The sequence below is a fragment of the Brevundimonas sp. genome (assembly GCF_031082345.1).
Lineage (GTDB): Bacteria > Pseudomonadota > Alphaproteobacteria > Caulobacterales > Caulobacteraceae > Brevundimonas.
On sequence record NZ_JAVHLH010000198.1, the window covers coordinates 1 to 5,379 of the forward strand.

The window sequence follows — 5,379 nt, forward strand, 5'->3', positions numbered from 1 at the left end:
TAGGGGCGACGATGTCGCGCTTGTCTTGCCCGAAATGTAGCTGTGGGCAAGCTGTGGATAACCGGGGTCAGAGCACCCGTTTGCAGACTTCGATCAGGCGATCCACATCTGCCTCGTCCTGATACAGGCCGAAGCCGAAGCGGATGGTGTCGTCGCGCACGTCGGTGACCACATTGGCCGCCAGCAGCCGCGCCCGCCACGTCTGGGCGTCGGGGTGGCGGAAGGCCAGGAAGCGGGCGCGGACGGCCTCGTTCGCCACCGGATTGATCAGCTCGGCCTTGTCCAGCCGCCCCGCCTCGCCGGCCGCGACCGCCTCCTGGAAACGGCGCATCAGCCGGCGTGCATGATCGGCGATGGCCGCGGTGGTCAGGCCGGCCTCGTCCAGCATCCGCCGCACGCCGTTGAAGCGGTACAGCGGGGTGGCGTCGAAGGTCGCCCCCCAGAAACGGCCCGCGTCGGCGCGGTACTGAACATCCTCCGGACGGCCCATCAGCTCGCCGAACTCCGCGAACCAGCCGGTCGCGACAGGCCGGGGACAGAAGCCGTCCGGGGCGTGCAGCACGCCCGCGCCCTCGCCGGACATGGCGTATTTGTAGCCGCCGGTGACGTAGAACAGCTTGTCGGAGACGGCCGACAGGTCGGTCGGGGCGGCCATGAAGCCGTGATAGCCGTCGATCAGCACCCACGGCCCGGCCGGGTCGGCCAGGGCCGCAAGATCGTCCATCCGGCCGAACGCCTGCCCGGTCTTGAAGAAGATCTGGCTGACCACGATCCAGTCGAACCCGCCGGTGCGCGCGGCCTCGACGAAGCGCTCGTCGAAGGTCTCGAACGGATGCAGGGGAATGCGCGTCACCACCGCCTCGCCGGCCTCTTCCCAGCGCTCGCCCTGGCGGCGGAACGAATGGAATTCGCCGTCGGTGGACAGGATGCGGACCGGCTTGGTCTCGAAGCCCGAGAAGATGCGCAGCAGGAAGTCGTGGGTGTTGGGCGCGAACACCACCGTGTCCGGCGACGGCAGGTTGAGCTCGCGGGCGACGTGGCCCTGGGCCTCGGGCACCACGTCGCCGAAGATCAGATCCCATTTGCGGTCGGCGAATTTGTTGGCCTCGACCCAGGCCCGCACCTGGCCGTCGAACGAGGCGTCGGGCCACAGGTGATGGCTGTGAGCGGCGAAATGCAGCCGCTCCGGATCCAGCGACAGGGCGCGGGAGAACAGGTCCTTGCGAGCGGCCATCAGTCTCTCCCGTCGGTGAACACCGCCGGTCGATAGCGGTCCCTCATCCCGCGCTCAAGCAGCGCCCTAGATCAGACTTCCGTGGCAGTGCTTGAACTTGCGGCCGGAGCCGCACGGACAGTCGGCGTTGCGCGGCGTGCGCTCCCAGTTGACCGGCAGCATCTCGACCGGCAGGCGGGCGCGGTCCTCGCCCTGCAGCGCGCCCTCGGGGGACTGGGCCGCGGGATTGGTCATCTCGTTCTCGCCGGTGCCGGGGTTCAGGTGGATTTCCTGGAACTCGGGCAGCTCCATCGGCGCCGGGGCCTCGAAGCGGAATTCGACCGTCATCAACCAGCGGGTGACGTTGTGGCGCAGCTCGTACAGCAGCGTCTCGAACAGGTTGAAGGCCTCGGTCTTGTACTCGTTCAGCGGATCGCGCTGGCCGTAGCCGCGCAGGCCGATGACGCCGCGCAGGTGATCGAGGTGCACGAGGTGCTCGCGCCAGTTCATATCGATCATCTGGAGCATGAACTGCTTCTCCAGACCGCGGGTCTGGTCGGCGCCGATCAGCTCCAGCCGTTCGGCCGCCCGGGCGTCGGCGGCGGCGATCAGCCGTTCCTCGATCTCCTCGTTCGAGACGCCTTCCTCGGCGGCCCAGTCGTGCAGGGGCAGGTCGAGGCCGAGGGTCGACTTCACCTTCTCGTCGAGGCCGTCGATGTCCCACTGCTCGGCATAGGCCTTGGGCGGCATGTGCTTTTCGATCAGGTCCGTGATCACGTCGTTGCGGAACTCGGCGACCAGCTCGGACAGGTCGGTGGCGTCCATGAACTCCTGGCGCTGCTCGAACACGGCCTTGCGCTGGTCGTTCACGACGTCGTCGTACTTCAGCAGGTTCTTGCGGATGTCGTAGTTGCGGGTCTCGACGCGCTTCTGGGCGGTCTCGACGGCGCGGTTCAGCCACGGGTGGCTGATGGCCTCGCCCTCGGCCACGCCGAAGCTGCGCATGATCGAGTCCAGCCGGTCGCCGGCGAAGATGCGCAGCAGGTCGTCCTCGCACGACAGGAAGAATTTCGACGTGCCCGGGTCGCCCTGGCGGCCGGTGCGGCCGCGCAGCTGGTTGTCGATGCGGCGGCTCTCGTGGCGCTCGGTGCCGAGCACGAACAGGCCGCCCGCGGCCAGGGATTTCGCCTTCTGGACGGCGATCTCGGCCTTGAACTCGGCCTCGATGGCGGCCTCCGTCTCCGGCGTGACCTCGATGCCGAGGTTGCGCTGCTCCTGGCGCCACTTCTGCAGCTTCATTTCGAGGTTGCCGCCGAGCTGGATGTCGGTGCCGCGGCCGGCCATGTTGGTGGCGATGGTCACCACTCCGGGCAGGCCCGCCTCGGCAACGATGAAGGCTTCCTGCTCGTGCTGGCGCGCGTTCAGGACGCTGTGCGGAATGCCCTTGCCGGTCTTGACCTCAATGTCGAAGTCCTCGTCCTTCAGCGCCTGATACGCCTTCTTCGCCTCGCGCCGGACCTTCTCGTCGTCGCTGACGACCTTTTCGAGCAGGTGCTGGTGCTGCGGCTTCAGCGTCTTGACCGGGACCTCGTACTCGAAGGTCTTGAGCAGTTCGGACAGGGTCTCGGACTTTTCGATCGAGACGGTGCCGACGAGGATGGGCTGGCCCTTGACGTGGCATTCGGCGATCAGGCCGGCGATGGCCTGATTCTTCTCGGCCGAGGTGCGGAAGATCTCGTCGTCGTGGTCGATGCGCTTGACCGGCCGGTTGGTCGGCACCTCGAGGACATCCATCTTGTAGATGTCGAGGAATTCCTGGGCCTCGGTGGCGGCCGTGCCGGTCATGCCGGACAGCTTCTCGTAGAGGCGGAAATAGTTCTGGATCGTGACCGAGGCCAGGGTCTGGTTCTCGGGCATGATCTTCACGCCCTCCTTGGCCTCGATGGCCTGGTGCAGGCCTTCCGACAGGCGCCGGCCCTGCATCATGCGGCCGGTGAACTCGTCGATGAGCATCACCTCGCCGGCCTTGATGATGTAGTCTTTATCCTTTTGATACAGCGTGTTGGCGCGCAGCGCCTGGTTGATGTGGTGGACCAGGCTGATGTTGGCGGCGTCGTACAGGCCGGTGGTGTCGGCGGCGAACAGGCCGCGGGACTCCATGATCTCCTCGATCTTTTCCGAGCCTTCCTCGGTCAGCAGGGCCTGGCGCTGCTTCTCGTCGAGGTCGTAGGTCGACTTGTCCTGGATCAGGTCCTTGATGATCTCGTCGACGGTCAGATACAGGTCCGAACGGTCCTCGGTCGGGCCCGAGATGATCAGCGGGGTGCGCGCCTCGTCGATCAGGATGGAGTCGACCTCGTCGACGATGGCGAAATGGTGCGGACGCTGGACCATCTCGCGCCGGTCGTAGACCAGGTTGTCCCGCAGGTAGTCGAAGCCGAACTCGTTGTTGGTGCCGTAGGTGATGTCGGCGGCGTAGGCCGCCTGGCGCTGGCCGGACGACAGGCCGTTGACGATGACGCCCACTTCCATGCCGAGGAAGCGGTAGACGCGGCCCATCCATTCGGCGTCGCGGCGGGCCAGATAGTCGTTGACGGTGATGACGTGGACGCCCTTGCCGGACAGGGCGTTCAGATAGACCGGGGCCACGGCCACCAGGGTCTTGCCCTCGCCGGTGCGCATTTCCGCGATGCCGCCGTCGTGCAGGATCATGCCGCCGGTCAGCTGGACATCGTACTGGCGCTGGCCGAGGACGCGCTTGGAGGCCTCGCGGACCACGGCGAAGGCCTCGTTCAGGAGCTTGTCGAGGGTCTCGCCCGCCGCGACCCGGTCGCGGAAGGCGTCCGTCATCATGCGCAGTTCGTCGTCGGACAGGGCGGCGAACTTGTCTTCGAGCGCATTGATCTTCTGCACCCGGCTCATGAAGTCCTTGACCTTGCGGTCGTTGGAGGAGCCGAAAATCTTCTTGGCGATGCCGAGCATGAATGATCCGAAGGCGGGCGAGCGGCTGGGGCTCTGGTACTGGGACGGTCCCGAAGGAGCGACGACGACGGCGCCCCTGGCGAGGCCTCGGCGGCGGCGACCCGGTGCGCCTGTCTCAGGCGCGCGCAAGGGCCGCGCGAACGATCGAAACCCCTCGACTTGGGCGCAGGCGGGACTTAAGCACCGGCCTTATCCCTGTCAACGCGAGGGCCTTTGCCGCCCGTGACGGAGCTTGCCCCGAAATGACCCTCATCCCGACCCGGATTCTGGCCCGCGCCCTGTTCCCGGTGGCGCTGGCGATGGTTCTCACCGTGTCCGCCTGCGGCCGGGGCGGCGGCTCCGACCGCCCGCCGGAGCCGGGCGACCGGGCCGTGGCCGAGGTTCAGGACGAGACCATCTGGGCTTCCGACGTCAAGCGCGAGGCGGTGGCGCAGGGGCTGGTGGGAGAGGGCGAGCCACTGGACGTCACCTCGGACCTGTTCCGTCGGGTGCTCGACGAGGTCATCGACCAGAAGCTTCTGGCCCACGAGGCCGAGCGCCGCGGTCTGGACAATTCGGCCCTGGCGCAGCGGCGGCTGGCGGCGACGCGCGAGCGCATCCTCGGCGACATGCTGGTCGAGACGGTCGTCAACGGCGAAATCGACGACAAGGCGGTCGAGACCATCTATCGCGAGCAGGTCCGGCTGGCCGAGACCTCCGAGGAAATCCGCAGCCGCCTGATCCTGTCGCGCACCCGCGAGGAGGCGGACGCCGTGATCGGCCTGCTGGCCCAGGGGGCGGCCTTCGAGGCGGTGGCCCAGCAGCGCTCGACCGACGAGGCGACGCGGTTCTCCGGCGGCGACCTCGGCTACGCCACGCTCGACGTGTTGCCGCAGGCCTATGCCGACGCCCTGCGCGACAAGCCGGCGGGCTCGACCGTCGGTCCGTTCCAGACCGAGGGCGGCTGGGCCGTGCTGAGGGTCGAGGACCGCCGCAAGGAGACGCCGCCGACGCTGGAGCAGGCGCGGCCGCAGATCGTGCGCTACCTGACCTACGAAGGGGTGCGCCAGCTGCTGGAACAGCTTCGCGGCAAGGCCGAGGTCGAGGTCCTGCTGAACGGGGATTCCACCTCACAGGAGCCGGCCTCGGCGCCGGCCCCGGCGCCGGCGGCTGCTCCGGCGACGCCCGCTGCGCCGGCCGGGGCG

Annotated in this window: 3 protein-coding genes; 1 reads left to right on the forward strand and 2 read right to left on the reverse strand. The window is 67.8% G+C overall.

Annotated features, from left to right (window positions below):
• Positions 1-67 precede the first annotated feature (67 nt).
• A complete protein-coding gene (locus tag RDU12_RS11960) occupies positions 68-1,234 on the reverse strand; it encodes a class V aminotransferase (protein WP_300291270.1) in 1,167 nt (388 codons plus the stop codon).
• Positions 1,235-1,300: 66 nt separating this feature from the next.
• The gene (gene secA, locus RDU12_RS11965; RefSeq protein ID WP_300291272.1) at positions 1,301-4,195 is read right to left on the reverse strand and encodes a preprotein translocase subunit SecA; all 2,895 of its coding nucleotides are present in this window, start codon (positions 4,193-4,195) and stop codon (positions 1,301-1,303) included.
• Positions 4,196-4,437: 242 nt separating this feature from the next.
• Between secA and RDU12_RS11970 the strand changes: the two genes are divergently transcribed.
• Positions 4,438-5,379: peptidyl-prolyl cis-trans isomerase (locus RDU12_RS11970; protein ID WP_308684797.1), on the forward strand; the 942-nt coding region annotated here is incomplete at its 3' end.

Excerpts from the sequence above, each read along its gene's own strand:
- secA (WP_300291272.1), bottom strand. The coding sequence starts at position 4,195 with ATGCTCGGCATCGCCAAGAAGATTTTCGGCTCCTCCAACGACCGCAAG.
- RDU12_RS11960 (WP_300291270.1), bottom strand. The coding sequence starts at position 1,234 with ATGGCCGCTCGCAAGGACCTGTTCTCCCGCGCCCTGTCGCTGGATCCG.